This is a genomic window from Methylobacterium sp. WSM2598 (genome assembly GCF_000379105.1).
Classification (GTDB): Bacteria; Pseudomonadota; Alphaproteobacteria; order Rhizobiales; family Beijerinckiaceae; genus Methylobacterium.
Genome location: NZ_KB900609.1, coordinates 5,627,158 through 5,646,486, shown reverse-complemented (window position 1 = coordinate 5,646,486; position 19,329 = coordinate 5,627,158). Strand labels below are relative to the sequence as shown.

Sequence of the window (19,329 nt, the reverse complement as noted above, 5' to 3'; positions counted from 1 at the left end):
GGCGGCGGCTCAGGGCCGGTCCGCCGCCCCGTCGGCGCGCAGGGCCGCCTCGTGGGCGAGCCGGACCCAGCGCGCCATCGCGTCGGGATCGTCGTAGGCGTCGGCGGGGATCGACCAGTAGGGCATGCGGATCGCCTGGCCCTTGCGGCCCGCATAGCTCCACTGCGTGGCGCCGGCCGCCGCGAAGAGGGGCGCGCTCGCCGCGTCGGCCTTGAGCAGCAAGTCGCCCCGCACCTCCACGGCGACGATCCGGCCGCCGTGATAGATGCCCTTGCCGCCGAACATGCGCCGGACCGTCACCGGCCCGAGCCCCGAGAAGATCTCCTCGATCGCGGTCGCGTCCATTCCGGTCCGAATCCGTCGCAAGGTCCCGCCAGGTGCTGGAGGGCCCGCCAGGTGCTGGAGGGCCCGCCAGGTGCTGGAGGGCCCGCCAGGTGCTGGAGGGCCCGGCGGCCACGCTCCGGGCGGCGCGGCCGCGAGTCAAGCCGGGGCCGCGACGCCGCGACGGGCGGGCTCGACCATTGACGGGTGGCGCCGCGATCCCGTGTGATGCAGAGGGACATCCGCCGCGAAGGACCCCGCCATGGACGATCTCACGCTCGCCGCCGCGTTCCCCCCCGCCACGGGCGAGCAGTGGCGCGCCCTCGTCGACGGCGTGCTCAAAGGCGCGGAGTACGAGAAGCGCCTCGTGCACCGCACCCGGGACGGGATCCGCGTCGAGCCCCTCTACGGCGCCGCCGCGCCGAGCCCGCAGCCCCTGCGCGGCGCCGGGGCGCCGGCGCCCTGGCGCATCGCCCAGCGGGTCGACCACCCGGACCCGGCCGAGGCCAACGCGCTGGCCCTCGCCGACCTGGAGGGCGGGGCCGACGCGCTCACCCTCGTGCTGGCCGGGGCGCGCGCCGCCCGGGGCTTCGGCCTGCCCGGCCCGGAGGCGCTGGAGCGGGCGCTCGACGGGGTCATGCTGCCGCTGATCGCCCTGCGACTCGACGCGGGCCCCGGCGCCGCGGCGGCGGCCGAGGCCCTGGTCGCGCTCGCGGCGCGGCGGGGCGACGATCTCGGGCGCCTGTCGCTGGACCTCGGCATCGATCCGATCGGGCAATTCGCCACGACGGGCGCCCTGCCCGGCCCCTGGCCGGAGGTCGCCTCCGGCCTCGCCGCCACCCTGGCGGGCCTCGACCGAAGGGGCTTCGCCGGGAGGGCGTTCCTGGCGGATGCGCGGCCCTTCCACGAGGCGGGCGCCACCGAGGCGGGAGAACTCGCCGCCGTGCTGGCGAGCGCCGTCGCGCTGCTGCGGGCCCTGGAGGCCGGCGGGCACGACCTCGAACGGGCGCGCGACGCCATCGCGGTCCTGCTCGTCGCCGACGCGGACGAGTTCCTCACCGTCGCGAAGCTTCGGGCGATGCGCCGGCTCTGGGCGCGGGTCGAGGAATCCTGCGGCCTGACCCCGAAGCCGCTCACCCTCCACGCCGAGACGGCGTGGCGCACCACCACCCGGCGCGACCCCTTCGTGAACCTCCTGCGGGCCACCGCGGCGGCCTTCTCGGCCGGGCTCGGCGGGGCTGATTCCGTCACGGTGCTGCCCTTCACGGCGGCGCTCGGCCTGCCCGACGCCTTCGCCCGCCGCTGCGCCCGCAACACGCAGGTGGTCCTCCTGGAGGAATCGAACCTCTGGCGGGTCGTCGACCCGGCCGCGGGCGCGGGCGGCTTCGAGGCGCTGACCGCCGAACTCTGCGCGCAGGCCTGGGCGCAGTTCCAGGAGATCGAGCGCGAGGGCGGCCTCGTCGAGAGCCTGGCCTCGGGCCGGCTCGGCGGCCGGCTCGCCGCGATCCGAGAGGCGCGCGGGCGCGACCTCGCCACCCGCCGCCAGCCGATCACCGGCACCAGCGAGTTCCCCCACCTCGCCGAGGCGCCGGTGGCGGTGCTGGCCCCCGCCCCCGCGGCGGCGGCGACCCCGGCCGGCGCCCTGCCCTCGCTGCGCTTCGCCGAGCCCTTCGAGCGCCTGCGCGACGCCTCAGACGCGGCCCTGGCCGCGACGGGCCGGCGCCCGCGGGTCTTCCTGGCCAATCTCGGCCCGATCGCCGCCTTCAACACCCGGGCGACCTTCGCCCGCAACGCCTTCGAGGCGGGGGGCATCGAGGCGCTCACCAATGACGGCTTCCCGGACCTCGCCTCCCTGGTGGCGGCCTTCCGCGCGGCCGGCACGCCGCTCGCCTGCCTGTGCTCGTCCGACGAGGTCTACGCCGCCGAGGCGGTGCCGGCCGCCCGGGCCCTGGCGGAGGCCGGCGCGCGCAGCCTCTACCTCGCCGGCCGGCCCGGCGCCCTGGAGGCGGCCCTGCGCGAGGCCGGCGTGACCCGCGACCTCTACGCCGGCTGCGACCTCCTGCGCCTCCTGGAGGAGGCGCAGGACCTCGCCCGGGCCTGACATCGGGGCTCCCCCGCGCGCCGTCGCCCGCCTCGTGCGACGGCGCACCGATCCGGGGCAACCGCCGCGAAGCTCGGGCGTTTGTGGCCGGGGGCTATCCCAAGGGGAGACGAGAGTGACGACGATGCTGCGGGCCGCCCTAGCGGGCATGATCATCCTGACAGCCGCGGCGGGTCCCGCCCTGGCCGCGAAGCGCAGCGCGCCATCGGTCAAGCGCTTCGACGGGACCTGGAGCGTCGAGGTGATCACCGAGACCGGCACCTGCGACCGCGCCTACCGCTACGGCCTGATCATCCAGGACGGGCAGGCCCGCTACGCCGGGGGCTCGGACTTCACCATCACGGGCCGGGTGCAGCCGAACGGGGTCGTGCGCGGCGCGATCAGCCGGGGCGACGCGAGCGCCCAGGTGGTCGGGCGCCTCGCCGATGGCTGGGGCAACGGCACCTGGACGACCTCCGGCGGGACGCGCTGCGGCGGGCGCTGGAACGCCGAGCGCCGCGGCTGACGGTCGCTGGCGGCCCGCGCCACAGCCCTCCGGCGAACCTGCCGCAGATTCGCCCCGGACGGGGGGCAGGGTCGTCGGCTCGGACCCTCGAACCGCTTCGGCCGGCACCGGATGATGAGACCCCTCCTCCTCGGCATGCTCTGCGCGGCGACCGCCACCGCGGCGGCCGCCCGCGAGCCCCAGCACAGCAGCGTCCCGCCGCGCGAGGCGGCCGCGACGGATTGCTTCGCCGAGAGCATCGGCAACAACCCGGCGGCCCTCGCCCATGCCCGCAGCGGGCGCTGGTACGAGGCGGCCGGAGTGATCGGCTACCTCTGCCGCCCCGAGGTCGACGCCATGATGCGCGACCACGACCTGCGCCACGGGCCGGGCACCGGCGCGCGCTACTTCCGCGGCGCCTATACCCGCCACCTCGCCCAATCCCTGGAGGAGCGGCTGAAGCCGATGCTCGAGACCAAGGCCTGGGCCAATGCCGAGCCGCGGCCCGACGCCGAGCCGGCCTCCGCCAAGCCCTGATCGCGGGGCCGCTCAGCGGGTCGGCACCGGCGCCGCGCTCGTCGGCCCGATCCCCTTGGGCACCGGCACGCCGGCCGCGCCGCAATCGGCGTTGATGACGAGGCGGGGACCCGCGACCGGTCGAGCCGGCGCGCCACGATCGCCATGTGCTCGGACTGGTCGGCGACGGCGATGCCGGCGGCCCCGAACAGCACCGGGGCCCCGAGCCCGAACGCCATGACCCCGAATGCCATGACCCCGAATGCCATGACGACGTTCGCGGCGCGGCTCGCCCCGACACGCCTCGGCGCCTCCGCGAGGTGTCCCCCATCACCGACCCGTGCTCCGCTCGCCGGACGTATCGGACCGGACTCTCGCTCATGCCGCGCTGACGGGCGCGGCGGGTCGGCCCGCCGGATCGTCAATGCGTCAGGGTCGGCATGGCGCTGGTCGGCCCGATCCCCTTGGGCACCGGCACGTCGGTCGCGCCGTAATCGGCGTTGATGACGAGGCGGGGCGCGCTGGAGAGGTCGATCCCGCGCGCGACGATGGCGGTGAACTCGGACTGGTCGGCCACGACCTGGTTCGTCCTCACCGTGAAGGTGCCGCGCGGCAGGTAGATCGTGCCGACGAGGCGCCGGGCGGAATCGCTCAGCACGGCGAATTGGCGCCCGGGAGGAGCGTCGCGATCCTCGAAGAACAACAGCCCGGCCATGCTCCCGGTCTTGCCCGCCGTGAGGGACACCGTGGAGCGGGGCATGAACTGCACCGGGCGCACCGCGCCGTCCTGGTCCGGCGGGACCTTGCCGGTGAAGTAGAAGCCGACATTCGTCCCCGTGAGGATCCCGGGCGGGGAATTCGTGGTGGTCGTCCTCGGACACCAGAGCGCGTGCGAGCCCGGGACGAGCTCCGGCCAGTAGCACAGCAGCGGGACGAACGGGCGCCAGCCCCGCAACCCCCACCAGCCCCACCCCGTCGAGCGGGTCTCCTGCTTCTCCGAGCCGACCACGAGCGGCCCGTCCTTGATCACGTAGGTGCCCGGCGCGAGGGTGACGCTCGCCCCCGCGTTGATCATCAGGCCGCCGCAATAGGTCCCGGGCATGAGCGTGCGCCGCTCGTCCGCGATGGCGAGGTTGGTGTAGGTGCACCCGCCGACCGGCGGCGGCTCCCGCGCCTGGAGCGGGTCGCGCATGGGCGGGCAGCCCGAGATCGGCCGCGGCCTGACGTAGCCGCCGCCCGCGTAGCCGCCCACCACGCAGGATTTCAGCGAGGTCAGCGCCGCGCCGTCGGTCATCTGGAGGCCCCGGCGATCGGCCGACATCACGTAGACGGAGCAGTTGCCGGCGTCGATCCGGGACTGATCCCTGAGGGCGAGCGCGCCGCTGGCGGCGGCGTCGAGGACGAGGACGCAGACCTTGATCGTGCCGGCCATCTCCGCCGTCGCCTCGACGGTGATGTCCGTCAGGGCCGGCGTGACGAGGCGGCTCATGATCGCGCGCTTGCGCTGCGTGAGGGTCACGGACCAGCCATTGGCCGTGCGCACGTCGCCCTCGACCGGCCCCGGGGCGAACGGGTCGTCCGACGTCTTGCGGTAGCGCGGCGCCGTCCTCACCGCCACCGGCCCGTCGCCCTCCTTCAGCGGCACGAAGCGGCGCACCTGGCTCTCGGCGATGGCCTGCATGCGCTCCAGCTGCGGGGCGGCGATCTGGATGTCCGCGACGATCGCCAGGGCGGCCGCGTCCGCCGCGTTCTGGAGGATCAGCTTCTGATTCAGCCAGGTCGCGTAGTCGACCGTGATGCCGACCACCCCGAACAGCACAGGAGCGCCGAGGCCAAAGATGACCAGCACGTTGGCCGCCCCAGCGAGCCAGAAGCTCCGGGCGAGCTTCGCGAGCTTCCCGCGCACCCACGCACCCCCGTCGGAATTCGAAGCGGATTGAACGGCCTCTTCCGTTACGGAACTTCTTATGCGTGCGCCAAAACCTTCAGGTTAGAAGGCCTATGTCCAATCACAACGAAAGGTCTAATCCAAACAACCTTAGGTTATATTTTGCGCGATGTGGTCCTGACGAGGGCGAGCCCGGCAGGGGCGGGCAGGCGCCCGCGGGGGATCGGCCGGTCCTGGCGCCCTCCCCGAGCAGAACGGCTCGCGGCATCTCCGCTCGGGCCGTCGGTCCCGCGCCATCCCGGCGTCCGAGCCGGTGGTGGCCGTGTCGGCAGACCCGCGACGCGTCGGAGGCCGGCGCGACCGCGCCGATCGGCACGGCGGTCGCGCGAGGCGCCGGAGGCTCCCGTTCCCGCGCGGCGCCTCAGCTGTCCATCTTGAGCGCGGCGATGAAGGCTTCCTGGGGGATCTCGACCTTGCCGAACTGGCGCATGCGCTTCTTGCCCTCCTTCTGCTTGTCGAGGAGCTTGCGCTTGCGCGAGATGTCGCCGCCGTAGCACTTGGCGGTGACGTCCTTGGAGAGGGCCCGGATGGTCTCGCGGGCGATGATCTTGCCGCCGATCGCCGCCTGGACCGGGATCTGGAACAGGTGGCGCGGAATCAGGTCCTTGAGCTTCTCGCACATCGCGCGGCCGCGGGACTCCGCCCGGGTCCGGTGGACCAGCATCGACAGCGCGTCGACCGGTTCGGCATTCACGAGGATCGACATCTTCACGAGGTCGCCCTCGCGGTAATCCGAGATGTGGTAGTCGAACGAGGCGTAGCCCTTCGAGATCGACTTCAGGCGGTCGTAGAAGTCGAACACCACCTCGTTGAGCGGCAGATCGTACACGACCATGGCGCGCTTGCCGACGTAGTTGAGGTCGATCTGGGCGCCGCGCCGGTCCTGGCAGAGCTTGAGCACGCCGCCGAGGTAATCGTCCGGCGTGAGGATGGTGGCGCGGATCCAGGGCTCCTCGATCGTGTCGATCTTCATCACGTCGGGCATGTCGGCGGGATTGTGCAGTTCCCGCATGGTGCCGTCCGCCATGTTGAGGCGGTAGACCACGCTCGGCGCGGTCGAGATCAGGTCGAGGTTGAATTCGCGCTCCAGCCGCTCCTGGATGATCTCCAGGTGCAGGAGGCCGAGGAAGCCGCAGCGGAAGCCGAAGCCGAGGGCCGCCGAGGTCTCCATCTCGTAGGAGAACGAGGCGTCGTTGAGGCGCAGCTTGCCCATGGCGGCGCGCAGGTTCTCGAACTCGGCGGCGTCGACCGGGAACAGGCCGCAGAACACCACCGGCTGGACCGGCTTGAAGCCCGGCAGGGCCTGGTCCGTCGGGCGCCGGTCCTCCGTGATCGTGTCGCCGACCCGGGTGTCGGCCACCTCCTTGATCGAGGCGGTGAGGAAGCCGACCTCGCCGGGCCCGAGCTCGGCCACGTCCTGCATCTTGGGGCGGAAGACGCCGACGCGGTCGACGCCGTAGACCGCGTCCGCCCCCATCATCCGGATGGTCATGCCCTTGCGCAGCACGCCGTCCACGATGCGCACCAGCACCACGACGCCCAGGTAGACGTCGTACCAGGAATCGACCAGGAGCGCCTTCAGCGGCGCCTCGCGGTCGCCCTTCGGCGGCGGCAGCTTGGCGACGATCGCCTCCAGCACCGCCTCGATGTTGAGGCCGGTCTTGGCCGAGATCGGCACCGCCTCGGAGGCGTCGATGCCGATCACCTCCTCGATCTGCTCCTTGACGCGGTCGGGCTCCGCCGCCGGCAGGTCGATCTTGTTGAGGACCGGGACGATCTCGTGGTTGGCGTCGATCGCCTGATACACGTTGGCGAGGGTCTGGGCCTCGACGCCCTGGCTCGCATCGACGACGAGGAGCGAGCCCTCGCAGGCCGCCAGCGAGCGCGACACCTCGTAGGTGAAGTCGACGTGGCCGGGCGTGTCCATCAGGTTCAGGACGTACTCGCGCCCGTCCTGCGCCTTGTAGTCGAGCCGCACGGTCTGGGCCTTGATGGTGATGCCGCGCTCGCGCTCGATGTCCATCGAGTCGAGCACCTGCTCGGTCATCTCGCGCGCCGAGAGCGCCCCGGTGAGCTGGATCAGCCGGTCGGCGAGGGTCGACTTGCCGTGGTCGATATGCGCGACGATCGAGAAGTTGCGGATCGTGTCGATGGGCTTGGCGGTCATCAGCAGGCGGTCTCCGGCGCCCAGGCGCGGCGAAGGGCGTGGCGCACGGCGTAAATCGGGAAGGCGGACGGGAGATAGCAGCGGGGGATGCGTGCGCCAAGACGGCGGCGGGCCGCACGCCGTCCCAGTGTCGAGCCGGCGGCGGGCCGCACGCCGTTCCAGTGTCGAGCCGGCGGCGGGCCGCACGCGGTCCCCGGCATCGGGCCGGCTTCGGGCCGCCTCCCCTCAGGCGCCGAGCCGGTCCGCCACGTCCTCGGCGAGGGACAGGCTGGAGGTCAGGCCCGGACTCTCGATGCCGAACATCTGCACGAGGCCCGGCAGGCCGTGCTCGGCCGGCCCGTCGATCACGAAATCCATCGCCGGCTGGCCCGGCCCCGACAGTTTCGGGCGGATGCCCGCGTAGTCGGGGAACAGGGCGCCCTCGGGCAGGTCCGGCCAGTAGCGCCGGATCGCCGCGTAGAACAGGGCGCCGCGGGCCGGATCGACCTCGTAATCGGGCCGGTCGATCCACTCGACGTCCGGCCCGAAGCGCGTGCGCCCGGCGAGGTCGAGGGTCAGGTGGATGCCGAGCCCGCCCTCGACCGGGGCGGGGTAGATCAGCCGCGTGAAGGCCGGGCGGCCGAGGCAGCCGAAGTAGTTGCCCTTGGCGAGGACGAGGCGGGGCACCCGCGCCTCCGGGTAGCCCTCGGTGGCGCGGGCCAGCGCCTGCGCGCCGAAGCTCGTCGCGCTCACCACCGCGTCGACCCGCAGCTCGCCCGGCGCCTCGCCGCCGTAGAGCGCGACCCAGCCGCCGCCGTCGCGGATCAGCCGCTCGACGGGCGTGCGGAAGGCGAGCGCGCCGCCATGGGCCTCCAGGTCGCCCTGGAGCGCGAGCATCAGCGCGTGGCTGTCGACGATGCCGGTCTCCGGCGACAGCAGCGCCGCCACGCAGGCGAGGTTGGGTTCGAGGCGCCGCGCCTCGGCGCCGTCGATGAGCGCGAGCCCCTCGACCCCGTTCGCCAGCCCCTGGGCGTGGATCGCCGCGATCTTGGCGCGCTCGGGCTCGGTCGCCGCGACGATGAGCTTGCCGGTCCTGGCATGCGGCACGCCGTGGCTGGCGCAGAAGGCGTAGAGGCGGCGGCGGCCCTCGACGCAGTGGCGCGCCCGCAGCGACCCGGACGGGTAGTACATGCCGCCGTGGATCACCTCGGAATTGCGCGAGGACACCCCGGTGCCGATCTGGGCCTCGGCCTCCGCCACGATGACCTCGTGGCCGCGCAGGGCGAGGGCGCGTCCGCAGGCGAGCCCCACGACGCCCGCGCCGATGACGAGGACCAGCATGTCTCACATCCCCCCGCGCGGCTGTTGCGTGGCGCGGCGCCCCCGCGAGGAGACCGCCGCGCCCCGTTCGTCACGCTCGGCGGAGCCCCGCCGGGCCCCGCCCGCCCCTCACGCCGCGATCGACATGGTCGGCTCGGCGGCGCGCACGTCGGCGTCGACGTGGGCCTCGAAGCGCTTGAAGTTGGCCTGGAACATCTCGACCAGCCGCTTGGCCGTCTCGGCGAAGGCCGCCTTGTCCGCCCAGGTCTTGACCGGGTAGAGGATGTGCGGCTCGACGCCCGGCACCGAGGTCGGCACCGCGAAGCCGAAATAGGGGTCGCGGCGGTAATCGGCCTTGGCGAGCGAGCCGTCGAGGGCGGCGGTCAGCAGCCGGCGCGTCACCCGGATCGGCATGCGCCGCCCGGTGCCCACGCCCCCGCCGGTCCAGCCCGTGTTGACGAGCCAGCAATCGACGTGGTGGCGGGCGATCAGGTCGCGCAGCAGGTTGCCGTAGACGCTCGGGTGGCGCGGCATGAAGGGCGCGCCGAAGCAGGTCGAGAAGGTCGCCTCGGGCCCCTTCAGCCCCTTCTCGGTGCCCGCCACCTTGGCGGTGTAGCCCGACAGGAAGTGGTACATCGCCTCGGCGCCGGTGAGCTTGGCGATCGGGGGCAGCACCCCGAAGGCGTCGCAGGTCAGCATGACGATGTTCTTCGGGTGCCCCGCCCGGCCCGTCGCGCTCGCGTTCGGGATGAACGGCAGCGGATAGGCGCAGCGCGTGTTCTCGGTCTTCGAGGCGTCGTCGAAATCCGGCAGCCGGGTGACCGGGTCGATGACCACGTTCTCCATCACGGTGCCGAAGCGCTCGGTCGTGGCGTAGATCTCGGGCTCGGCCTCTCGCGACAGGCGGATGGTCTTGGCGTAGCAGCCGCCCTCGAAGTTGAAGATGCCCTTCGGGCCCCAGCCGTGCTCGTCGTCGCCCAGCAGCACCCGGGCCGGGTCGTTCGACAGGGTGGTCTTGCCGGTGCCGGACAGGCCGAAGAACAGGGCCGAGTCGCCCTGCGCGCCCACGTTCGCCGAGCAGTGCATCGGCATCACGCCGGCCTTCGGCAGAATGTAGTTGAGGTAGGTGAAGACCGACTTCTTCATCTCGCCCGCGTAGGACGAGCCGCCGATCAGCACGATCTTGCGGGTGAAGTCGCAGGCGATGACCGTCTCGGAGCGGACCCCGTGGCGGGCCGGGTCGGCCTTGAAGCTCGGCAGGTCGATGATGGTCAGGTCGGGCTCGTAGGCGCCGAGCGCGTCGCGCTCCGGCCGGATCAGCAGGTTGCGGATGAACAGGGAGTGCCACGCATACTCGGTGTAGACGCGCGCCCGCACCCGGTAGGCCGGCTCCGCTCCCCCGTAGAGATCCTGCGCGAAGAGGTCCTTGCCCTCCGCGTGCGCGACGAAGTCCGCGTGCAGGCGGTCGAACTGCTCGGCCGTGATCGCGCCGTTGTTGTCCCACCAGACCTGATCCTCGGTCCCGGAATCCCGGACGACGAACTTGTCCTTCGGGGACCGGCCGGTGTGGATGCCGGTCTCGGCCACCAGCGCGCCCCCCGCCGCGAGCTGGGCCTCGCCCCGCTGCAGCGCCTGTTCGTAGAGGCTCGGGGCCTCCAGGTTCCAGAAGACGCGCTTGAGGTTGCGCAGGCCGGCCCGATCCGGACCGAACGCCGCGTTGTATACGCCGATGTCGCTCACGAGTGTTCCTCCTGGCGCCGTCCGGGGCGGGGGTCCACCCGGCACGGGCCGATGCCCTCGTTCCGTCGGACGCCGCAAGGTCTGGACGTGGCGACCGCCGCACCCGGCCGGGTCCGCGCCGCTCACGCGGTGCGTGTGACCAGGTGAGGGCCGTTAGTAGGTGGCGAAACTTCGCGGTTCAATTGCCAACGCGCCGCAGCGGTGTAACAGGCCACAAGTTTTGTCATTCGCCGCCCGGGACCGCCGGCCGTTCCCGGCGGGCCTCGGCGGCCATCTCGACCAGGACCTGCCGCAGGGTTCCGGGGTCGCGAAGGCGGCGCGGGAAGGTCACGCGGGCGGTCCGGTCCGCGGCCAGGAGGTCGAGCCCCTCGGGATCGAGCCCGGTGAGGCGCCAGGGGCCGGGCTCCGCCCCCGCGAAATGCGTCGCGTAGAGGGCGAGCGCGTCGGCATGGTCGTCGTTCATGTGGGCGGCCGCCCCGGCCTCGCTCGCGGCGAGGCCCTCCATCCCGGCGAGGTCGGTGAGGAGTTCGGCCGCGCTCAGGGTCGCGGCCTTGGCGAAGCCGCCGTTCAGGTGCCCGGCCGCCGGCTCCAGCCGGAAGAAGGCGAAGTCCGGGAAGTCGGCGTAGAGCTTCGCCTTCGGGTGGCGGGCGAGGAAGCGGGCGCGCACCCGCGGGTCGTCGCTGCGGGCGGCGCGCCCGGCCACGGCGAGGCGCGGATGGGCGAGCGGGTCGCCCTTGCCGCCCGGGCTGAGCAGGAGCGAGCAGCGCGGCTCGGCCTCTAGGTTGAGCGTGTGGGCCGAGAGGCGCGAGAGCAGCATCAGGGGCGCGCCGTCGAGGTCGGTCGCCACCGTGACGAGCGACGCGAAGGGCGATCCGTCGCCGCGATCGAGCGTGGCGAGGGCCCCCGACCGGGTGCTGCGCAGCAGGTCCTTGGCGAGGCCGACCGCGTCGAACGGCGCCTGGGCGGCCGCGAAGGGGGCTGCCGGTTGTCTGTCGCTCTCCGCCATGGCGTCCAACTCCCGCGTCTCGCGCCACCCTGGCCGGGGCGGGCGCGCCCGTCCATCGCGCCTCGCGTCGCGGGTGCGGCGGGGCCGCGCGCCGCCGCCGCCCCGGGTGCTCGCTTTTTGATCGCTTTGGGCCTAAGGGTGTCGAAACCGTGGCCCGGTTGTCACTGTCCAGCGCTTTGTGGCAGACAGCCGGCGGCCCGCGTCTCAGGCCGGATCCGCACCGGCGCGAAGTCGGGTGGCGTTCAGGAGGATCCTGCGATCCTGTCGCACGACGCCATCCTCGTCCCAGGGAATGACCATGCCGACCATCGCCCTCGTCGACGACGACCGCAACATCCTCACCTCCGTGTCGATCGCGCTCGAAACCGAGGGGTACCGCATCCAGACCTACACGGACGGCGCCTCGGCCCTCGACGGGCTCAAGCACTCGCCGCCGGATCTCGCGATCTTCGACATCAAGATGCCGCGCATGGACGGGATGGAGCTGCTGCGTCGCCTGCGTCAGAAGTCGGACCTGCCGGTGATCTTCCTGACCTCGAAGGACGAGGAGATCGACGAGCTCTTCGGCCTCAAGATGGGCGCCGACGACTTCATCCGGAAGCCGTTCTCGCAGCGCCTGCTGGTCGAGCGGGTGAAGGCGGTGCTGCGCCGCTTCGCCGCCAAGGAGGCCGGCCCGGCCGCCGCCGCCCGCGAGGCCGAGGCCGCCGCCGCCCGCTCGCTGGAGCGCGGCCAGCTGATGATGGATCCCGAGCGGCACACCTGCACCTGGAAGGGCGAGCCCGTGACCCTGACGGTCACCGAGTTCCTGATCCTGCAGGCCCTGGCCCAGCGCCCGGGCGTCGTGAAGAGCCGCAACGCCCTCATGGACGCCGCCTACGACGACCAAGTCTACGTCGACGACCGCACCATCGACAGCCACATCAAGCGGCTGCGCAAGAAGTTCAAGGTGGTCGACACCAACTTCGACATGATCGAGACGCTCTACGGCGTCGGCTACCGCTTCAAGGAAGCTTGAGACCCGGCACGTGAGCAGCGGTTCCGCACTCGGCGCCATGCGGCGCCTCCTCGGGGCCGGTGCGCCCGGAACAGGCAGCGAGGCAGATCCCGACGCGGAGGCGCCGCGGGAGCCCCTCTCCCTGCGGCTGGTCGGCCGCTGGATCGCCCAGCGCGCCTCCTCCAGCCTGACCCGGCGCATCGTCGTGCTCAACCTCGCGGGGCTGATCGCCCTGCTGGTCGGCTTCCTCTACCTCAACCAGTTCCGCCAGGGCCTGATCGAGGCGCGGGTGAAGAGCCTGCTGACCCAGGGCGACATCATCGCGGGGGCGATCGCGGCCTCCGCCACGGTCGACACGGACGCGATCAGCATCGACCCCGACCGCCTGCTGCAGCTCCAGGCGGGCGATCCGGGCGCCGGGGCGGAGGAGCCGGTCTCGGCCCTCGAATTCTCCCTCAACCCGGAGCGGGTGGCGCCGCTGCTGCGCCGGCTGATCACCCCGACCGGCACCCGCGCGCGGGTCTACGACCGCGACGGGTCGAACCTGATCGATTCGCGCGCCCTCTACGTGCGGGGCGACCTCGCCCGGGGCGAGGTGCCGGTGCGCAAGGAGCGCCCGAGCCTGATGGAGCGGGCCTGGGACGGCCTGCGCCAGCACCTGCCCTTCCCGCACCGCGAGCCGGGGCCGGAGGATACCGGGCCCTCGGACGGGCGCAGCCTGCCCGAGGTGCAGCGGGCGCTGGCCGGGAGCCGGGGCACGCTGGTGCGCCGCAACGCCCACGGCGAGACCATCGTGTCGGTCGCGGTGCCGATCATGCGCGCCCGCACGGTGCGCGGCGCCCTGCTGCTCTCGACCCAGGAGGGCGACATCGACAAGATCATCGCCTCCGAGCGCTTCGCCCTGCTGCAGGTGTTCCTGATCGCGGCGCTCGTGATGGTGGTGCTCTCGCTCCTGGTCGCCGGCCAGATCGTCGGGCCGGTGAGCCGCCTGTCGGAGGCGGCCGAGCGGGTGCGGCTCGGGATCAGGTCGCGCCAGGAGATCCCCGACTTCACGACCCGCTCGGACGAGATCGGCCACCTCTCCCGGGCCCTGCGCGACATGACCCAGGCGCTCTACCGCCGCCTGGACGCGATCGAGAACTTCGCGGCCGACGTCTCGCACGAGCTCAAGAACCCGCTCACCTCCCTGCGCAGCGCCGTCGAGACGCTGCCGCTGGCCAAGACCGACGAGTCGCGCGGGCGGCTGATGCAGATCATCCAGCACGACGTGAAGCGCCTCGACCGGCTGATCAGCGACATCTCGGACGCCTCGCGCCTCGACGCGGAGCTCGCCCGGGCCGAGGCCGCGCGGGTCGACCTGAAGAAGCTCCTCACCACCGTGACCTCGGTGGCCAACGAGCGGCGCCGGCCGCGGGACGCCGCCATCACCTTCACGGTGGAGGCGCCGCCGGCCGGCATCGAGGACCCCTTCGCGATCATCGGGCACGACAGCCGGCTCGGCCAGGTGGTGAACAACCTGCTCGACAATGCCCGCTCCTTCTCGCCCAAGGGCGCGACCGTGCGGGTGAACCTGCGCCGCCTGCGCAACACGATCGAGCTCACGGTGGAGGATGACGGGCCGGGCATCCCGCCCCACGCCCTCGAGCGCATCTTCGAGCGCTTCTACACCGACCGGCCCGAGCAGGGCTTCGGCCAGAATTCCGGCCTCGGCCTGTCGATCTCGCGCCAGATCGTGCAGGCCCATCGCGGCACGATCCGGGCCGAGAACCGGCTCGGGCCGCCGGGCGAGGACGGCGAGCCCTGCCTGCTCGGCGCCCGCTTCGTGGTGCGCATCCCGGGGCTGCACCGCTGAGCGCCGGGCCGGTCACGCTCCACGCCACCTGCGTGGTGCTCGGCGAATCGGGCGTGCTGATTCGGGGGCCGGCCGGGAGCGGCAAAACGACCCTGGCGCGCGACCTCCTGGCGGGCGGTTCCCAGTGCGGCCTGCACGCTGCCCTGGTGGGCGACGACAGGGTGATCGTGGAGGCCTGCCACGGCCGCCTGGTGGCGCGGCCGCACCCGGCCCTGGCGGGGCTCGTCGAGATCCGCGGCGTGGGCCTTCAAACCCTTGAGAACACGCTGCCTTCGGCGGTTGTGCGGCTCGTCCTGGACCTCGCCGAGACGGCCCCGCGGATGCCCGAGGCGGGGGCGGAGAAAACGACTCTCCTGGGGGTCTCCCTCCCCCGCATGATCCTTCCCCGGGACCCCTCCCGGACGAGCACCGTGTTGTGGCGCTGGCGCCGCCCTCGTGGCATCATGATGACGGAGTGATGCGGATTCCGCCTCGTTGCTCTTGCGCTCGCCCTTGCGCTGCACAAAATGGCGGCTCGGCTCTGTATGGGGCGTCGGAACTCGTGTCGATGATTGGAATGGTGCTCGTCACCCACGGTTTGCTCGCGACGGAGTTCAAGGCCGCGCTGGAGCATGTCGTGGGTCCGCAGGAGCAGCTCGAAACCATCACGATCGGCCCCGAGGACGACATGGAGGTCCGGCGCAAGGACATCATGTCGGCGGTCTGCCGGGTGAACACGGGCGAGGGCGTGGTGGTCCTCACCGACATGTTCGGGGGTACGCCGTCGAACCTCGCGCTCTCGTGCATGAACGGCGGCTCGGTGGAGGTGGTGGCCGGCATCAATCTGCCGATGCTGATCAAGCTCGCGAGCGTCCGCGACGAGGAGAGCCTCGGCGAGGCCGTCCTGCACGCGCAGGAGGCGGGCCGCAAATACATCAACGTGGCCTCCCGGGTCCTCGCCGGGAAATAGCGCTCGCCCTCCCCGTTTTCGCCACGACGAGAGCCGGACGGCCGCCGACGCCATCGCAACCGGCTCCAGCAGGATCCGATCTCCGATGAACGACGACGATGCGGGTGGATGGGACGCTCCGGCGGTGCCTGAGGGCGCGACGGCGCGGGAATTGCCGATCATCAACCGCCGCGGCCTGCATGCCCGCGCCTCCGCCAAGTTCGTCCAGGCGGTGGAGCGCTTCGAATCCGAGGTGACGGTGACGCGCGCCGGCGAGACGGTGGGCGGGCGCTCGATCATGGGCCTCCTGACTCTCGGGGCCGCGCAGGGAACCAGCATCTTCGTGACCGCTCTCGGCCCCGACCAGGATGCCTGCCTGGAGGCGATCGCGGCGCTCCTGGCCAACCGGTTCGGAGAGGACGAGTAGGGGGCGGGGCCGTCGCGCCGCGCGCCCGTCCTCCCCGCGGTGCGCGCGGCGCGACGGCCCGCGCTCCTCTGCGCGCCCCGCTCCCTCAGGCCGAGCGGCGCTCCCCGTCCGCCGCGCGCCGGGCCGGCGCGACGCTCACCGCGGCGTCGAGCAGCATCACGCCCGGCCGCTCGCGCGCCGGCGCGAGCGCGCAGCCGGCCTCGCGCCAGATCCGGTCCTGCCCGGCCGGGCCGAGCCGGATCGCGGCCGCCACCACGGCGCCGTCCCGCCGCACGAGGTCGACCCCGCAGGCGCGGCGCTGGGCGAAGCGCCGGGTGACGACCCGCAGGGCCGTCGCCGCGTCCGCGTCGTGCAGGAGGTTGGGGCCGGGCCGCGCCCCCTCCAGCACCAGGAAATGCTCGACCGCGTCGCGCAGCTGACGGGGCGCGCGCACCCGCTCGAGCGAGGTGCGCCCCCGCGGCAGGGTCGGCAGGGGTCCGGCCGCCGGGCCGGGGGCCGGCCGGGAGGCGACCGTCAGGGGGCGACCGCTCGCGGCGGCGACCTCCCGCAGCGCCGCGATCAGGCGGCCGGCCGGGAGCAGCCCGGGCAGGCGCAGGGTGCCGACGCGCGAGCCCGCCCCCGCGAGGTGGTCGAGGGCCGCGCGCAGGATTGCGGCGGTCTCGCGGGCGTCCACGACCGGCGCCGCCCCCTCGGCGAGCGGCAGGACCCAGAGCTGCGCCGTCCGGCCCGGGCGCAGCCCCGCCGGCAGCTGCAGCGGCAGCACGCCGCGCAGGACGGGCATTCCGTCCCCGTGCTGCCAGACGAGGAGCAGGGCGAGGCGGCGCCCCTCCGCGAGGTGCTGGGCCAGCGTGAGCACGAAGTCGGGGTCGCCGGCGAAGCCCGGCGACAGGGCCCGGGGCAGGAGCGCCCGCCAGGCGGCGACCTCGGCCTCGCGCAGGCTCGCCGGGTGCCGCAATTCGGCGCTCCAGCGCCCCTCCTCCCGGATTCCGCCCTGGATCACCGAGAAGGGTGTCGTCGTCATGCCTGCCCCCCTTTGGCCCGACCGCTCCGGATCGGGTGGCCCGATCGTCCCGGATCGGGACGGATCCGCGGCCGAGGCGGCCGCGCCCCGTTTACCGATCAAGAACCATTCCGGGCGGGGGCGCCCTCAGCCGCCCGGGATCGCCAGGGGGTTGGCCGTGAGGGCGGCGGCGTCCGGCGCGTCCGGGGCCGGGCGGCCGAGGAAGGCGTCCCACAGGCGGCGCACGAAGGCCGGGTCGCCGTCGCGCAGGATCAGGACGAGCCGCGAGGTGCGGTCCGGCCCCGGCCACGCGTCGAGGGTGGCCGGCGCGTGGACGACGTGCTGCACCCCGTGCACGACGACGGGGCGGCCGGGATCCTCGGCGAGGCCGACGAGCCCCTTGAGGCGCAGGAGCTTGGCCCCCTGGCCGGAGCGCAGGAGGTCGAGGAACATCTCGAAGGCCGCCCGCGGCACCGGCTCCGGGCTGACCAGGCTGAAGGCCCGGATCGCGGCGTCGTGCCGGTTCACGTCGTGGTGGTGGTGGCCGTGATGCTGGGCGTGGTGGTGGCGCGCCTCCGCGGCCGCGACCGCCTCGGCGCCGAGCCAGGCCGCGACGTCCGCGATCTTGCCGTCGGTGCCGAACAGGCCGCCGAGCAGCGCCTCGGCCGGCGCGTCGGGCCCGAGCACCGGGGCGGCCGGGTTGAGGGCGGCGAGGCGCGCCCGCAGCGCCGCCGCCTCCCCGCCCGGGAGATCCGTCTTGGTCAGGACGAGGCGGTCGGCCACGGCGGCCTGGCGCAGGGCCTCGGGATGCGCGTCGAGCGTGCCCGCGCCGTTGACCGCGTCCACGACCGTGACGACGGCCTGGAGGGCGAAGCGCAGGGCCAGGTAGGGGTGGTAGAGGAGCCCGTGCAGGATCGGCGCCGGGTCGGCGAGACCGGTCGTCTCGATGATCACGCGGCGGAAGGGCTGGATGCGCCCGTTGTCGCGCTTGCGCAGCAGGTCCTCCAGCGTGGCGATGAGGTCGCCCCGCACGCTGCAGCAGAGGCAGCCGGCGCCGAGCAGGATCATGCCCTCGTCGACGGTCTCGATCAGCAGGTGGTCGAGCCCGACCTCGCCGAACTCGTTGACGATGACGACCGTGTCGGCCAGCGCCGGGTCGCGTAGCAGCCGGTTCAGCAGCGTCGTCTTGCCGGCGCCGAGGAAGCCGGTGAGGACCGTGAGCGGGATCGGGGCCGGCCGGCGGGATGGATCGGGCATCGGGAGGGACTCGAAGGGGCGGGGACACCGCCCTTCTCCCCCACGGGGCCCGGGAATCCAACCCCTCCGCGGGCGTTGCCGCCCCCCGGGTCCCGCGGCCTCGCGGGGCTCAGGCCGCGATCAGCCCCCCCATCGCGGCCACCCGGGCGAGGTGGTGGTCGGCATCCCCGAACAGGGCGTCGATCATCGTCACGCGCTTGAAGAAGTGGCCGACGCTGTACTCCATGGTGACGCCGACGCCGCCGTGGAGCTGCACCGCGCCCTGGCCGACGATGCGGCCCGAGCGGCCGATCTGCACCTTGGCGCCCGAGAGCGCCCGCGCGCGCTCCGCCGCATCCTCCTCCCCGGCCATCATGGTGGCGAGGAAGGCCATCGAGCGGGCCTGTTCGAGGGCGATGAACATGTCGGCCGCCCGGTGCTGCAGCACCTGGAACGACCCGATGGGCGTGCCGAACTGCTTGCGGGTCTTGAGGTACTCGACGGTGAGCGCGTGCATCCGGTCCATGGCGCCCACCGCCTCGGCGCAGAGCGCCGCGATCGCCTCCTCGACCACCCGCTCGATCGCCGGCAGCGCGTCCTCCGGGGCGCCCAGCACCGCCTCCGGCCCGACCTTGACCGAGGAGAGCGAGATCTCGGCCGCCCGCTGCCCGTCCTGGGTCGGGTAGCCGCGGCGGGAGACGCCCTCGGCCCTGGCATCGACCAGGAACAGCCCGATCCCGCCCCGGTCGCGGCGGGAGCCGGCGGTGCGGGCCGAGACGATCAGCCGGTCGGCGCTGTCGCCGTGCAGCACCAGGGACTTGTCGCCCTCCAGGACGTAGCCCGCCCCGTCCCGGCGCGCGCTCAGGCCGACGTCGTGGAGGTCGTAGCGCGCCTGCCGCTCGTGATGCGCGAAGGCGTAGCGGGTCTCGCCGCCGATCAGGCCCGGAAGCCACTCGGCCCGCTGCGCCGCCGAGGCCGCGCGGCGCATCAGCCCGCCCGCCAGGACCACGGTGGCGAGGTAGGGTTCGAGGACCAGGGCGCGGCCGAAGGCCTCCATGACGATCATGGTCTCGACCGGCCCGCCGCCGATGCCCCCGTCCTCCTCCGCGAAGGGCACGGCGAGCAGGCCCTGCTCCGCGTAGGACCGCCACATCTCGGGCGAGAACCCCTCCGGGTGGCGGCCGTGGCGCGTGCGGGCCTCGAAATCGTAGCGGTCGGCGAGGAGCCGCTCGACGCTGTCCTTGAGGAGGCTCTGCTCCTCGCTGAGATCGAAATCCATCGACGTCTCTTCCCCGAATTCCAGGCCGCGC

General features: G+C 73.3%; 17 protein-coding genes. 8 read left to right on the top strand and 9 right to left on the bottom strand.

Going from position 1 to position 19,329, the window contains the following annotated elements; all coding sequences use genetic code 11:
- Positions 1-9: 9 nt before the first annotated feature.
- The gene (locus MET2598_RS0126530) at positions 10-345 is read right to left on the bottom strand and encodes a TfoX/Sxy family protein (protein ID WP_012330207.1); all 336 of its coding nucleotides are present in this window, start codon (positions 343-345) and stop codon (positions 10-12) included.
- Positions 346-583: 238 nt separating this feature from the next.
- Between MET2598_RS0126530 and MET2598_RS0126525 the strand changes: the two genes are divergently transcribed.
- From MET2598_RS0126525 to MET2598_RS0126515, 3 genes are all read left to right on the top strand, one after another.
- Positions 584-2,422, top strand: coding sequence for a methylmalonyl-CoA mutase subunit beta (locus tag MET2598_RS0126525; protein ID WP_018262927.1), 1,839 nt, complete (start codon positions 584-586; stop codon positions 2,420-2,422).
- Positions 2,423-2,546: 124 nt separating this feature from the next.
- Complete coding sequence (locus tag MET2598_RS0126520; protein WP_018262926.1) at positions 2,547-2,927, top strand: hypothetical protein; 381 nt, start codon at positions 2,547-2,549, stop codon at positions 2,925-2,927.
- A gap of 111 nt (positions 2,928-3,038) precedes the next feature.
- Positions 3,039-3,443, top strand: a complete 405-nt coding sequence (locus MET2598_RS0126515; RefSeq protein ID WP_012330210.1) for a hypothetical protein — start codon at positions 3,039-3,041, stop codon at positions 3,441-3,443.
- Between the two features lie 400 nt (positions 3,444-3,843).
- Here MET2598_RS0126515 and MET2598_RS0126510 read toward each other — a convergent pair whose 3' ends face one another.
- From MET2598_RS0126510 to MET2598_RS0126490, 5 genes are all read right to left on the bottom strand, one after another.
- Positions 3,844-5,328, bottom strand: a complete 1,485-nt coding sequence (locus tag MET2598_RS0126510; RefSeq protein ID WP_018262924.1) for a TadE/TadG family type IV pilus assembly protein — start codon at positions 5,326-5,328, stop codon at positions 3,844-3,846.
- 403 nt (positions 5,329-5,731) lie between these two features.
- Positions 5,732-7,537 (bottom strand): translation elongation factor 4, encoded by a 1,806-nt coding sequence (lepA, locus tag MET2598_RS0126505; RefSeq protein WP_018262923.1) that lies wholly within the window; start codon positions 7,535-7,537, stop codon positions 5,732-5,734.
- A 225-nt stretch (positions 7,538-7,762) separates the two neighbouring features.
- Positions 7,763-8,857, bottom strand: coding sequence for an NAD(P)/FAD-dependent oxidoreductase (locus MET2598_RS0126500; protein WP_012330213.1), 1,095 nt, complete (start codon positions 8,855-8,857; stop codon positions 7,763-7,765).
- A 108-nt stretch (positions 8,858-8,965) separates the two neighbouring features.
- Positions 8,966-10,576, bottom strand: coding sequence for a phosphoenolpyruvate carboxykinase (locus tag MET2598_RS0126495; protein ID WP_012330214.1), 1,611 nt, complete (start codon positions 10,574-10,576; stop codon positions 8,966-8,968).
- 223 nt (positions 10,577-10,799) lie between these two features.
- Positions 10,800-11,582, bottom strand: a complete 783-nt coding sequence (locus MET2598_RS0126490; protein WP_018262922.1) for a HugZ family pyridoxamine 5'-phosphate oxidase — start codon at positions 11,580-11,582, stop codon at positions 10,800-10,802.
- A 298-nt stretch (positions 11,583-11,880) separates the two neighbouring features.
- On the opposite strand from MET2598_RS0126490, the gene MET2598_RS0126485 reads away from it, so the two are divergent.
- From MET2598_RS0126485 to MET2598_RS0126465, 5 genes are all read left to right on the top strand, one after another.
- Entirely contained in the window at positions 11,881-12,597 is a 717-nt protein-coding gene (locus tag MET2598_RS0126485) for a response regulator transcription factor (protein ID WP_012330216.1), read from the top strand.
- A gap of 37 nt (positions 12,598-12,634) precedes the next feature.
- Complete coding sequence (locus tag MET2598_RS0126480; protein WP_012330217.1) at positions 12,635-14,428, top strand: sensor histidine kinase; 1,794 nt, start codon at positions 12,635-12,637, stop codon at positions 14,426-14,428.
- Between the two features lie 53 nt (positions 14,429-14,481).
- Positions 14,482-14,886 (top strand): HPr kinase/phosphorylase, encoded by a 405-nt coding sequence (locus MET2598_RS37385; RefSeq protein WP_236728816.1) that lies wholly within the window; start codon positions 14,482-14,484, stop codon positions 14,884-14,886.
- Positions 14,887-14,975: 89 nt separating this feature from the next.
- On the top strand, positions 14,976-15,377 hold the full coding sequence (locus MET2598_RS0126470) for a PTS sugar transporter subunit IIA (protein ID WP_012330218.1): 402 nt from the start codon (positions 14,976-14,978) through the stop codon (positions 15,375-15,377).
- Between the two features lie 85 nt (positions 15,378-15,462).
- A complete protein-coding gene (locus MET2598_RS0126465; protein WP_012330219.1) occupies positions 15,463-15,783 on the top strand; it encodes an HPr family phosphocarrier protein in 321 nt (106 codons plus the stop codon).
- Positions 15,784-15,868: 85 nt separating this feature from the next.
- Here the strand turns inward: MET2598_RS0126465 and MET2598_RS0126460 are convergent, their stop codons facing one another.
- The 3 genes from MET2598_RS0126460 to MET2598_RS0126450 all read right to left on the bottom strand — a co-directional run bounded on the left by MET2598_RS0126460 (position 15,869) and on the right by MET2598_RS0126450 (position 19,298).
- The gene (locus MET2598_RS0126460) at positions 15,869-16,804 is read right to left on the bottom strand and encodes a hypothetical protein (RefSeq protein ID WP_018262918.1); all 936 of its coding nucleotides are present in this window, start codon (positions 16,802-16,804) and stop codon (positions 15,869-15,871) included.
- A 126-nt stretch (positions 16,805-16,930) separates the two neighbouring features.
- On the bottom strand, positions 16,931-18,040 hold the full coding sequence (locus MET2598_RS0126455; RefSeq protein ID WP_018262917.1) for a CobW family GTP-binding protein: 1,110 nt from the start codon (positions 18,038-18,040) through the stop codon (positions 16,931-16,933).
- A 109-nt stretch (positions 18,041-18,149) separates the two neighbouring features.
- A complete protein-coding gene (locus tag MET2598_RS0126450) occupies positions 18,150-19,298 on the bottom strand; it encodes an acyl-CoA dehydrogenase family protein (RefSeq protein WP_018262916.1) in 1,149 nt (382 codons plus the stop codon).
- Positions 19,299-19,329 lie beyond the last annotated feature (31 nt).